Raw genomic sequence first — 278 nt, 5'->3', positions numbered from 1 at the left:
CCCTTGTTTTAAAAGTGCAGAAGATTTTTTATACACAGCTGGGAATGCGATCGCCTCCATTTCACCACTGGAATCGCTGATTGTCAAAAACGCCATTAATTCCCCTTTTTTCGTCCGAACCGGTTTTACCGTGGAAATAAATACACCTGAGATAACACCACGTAAGCCTGCTTTTAAATGAAATAAAGCTTGTGCACCGCTTTGTACTAAGGCCTTTTCAAAAATAGAAATCGGATGATCGGAGAGATAAAGACCAAGTGCCTCTTTTTCAAATGAGA

General features: G+C 40.3%; 1 protein-coding gene. It reads right to left on the bottom strand.

Annotated elements, in window-relative coordinates; genetic code table 11:
• On the bottom strand, positions 1-278 hold a 278-nt coding region (locus tag RYX56_RS22025), incomplete at both ends, for a hypothetical protein (RefSeq protein WP_317124072.1).

Origin of the sequence: Alkalihalophilus lindianensis (genome assembly GCF_032843265.1) — a bacterium.
GTDB classification, from domain to species: domain Bacteria; phylum Bacillota; class Bacilli; order Bacillales; family Bacillaceae_D; genus Alkalihalophilus; species Alkalihalophilus lindianensis.
This window is presented reverse-complemented; position numbering and strand designations above follow the sequence as displayed.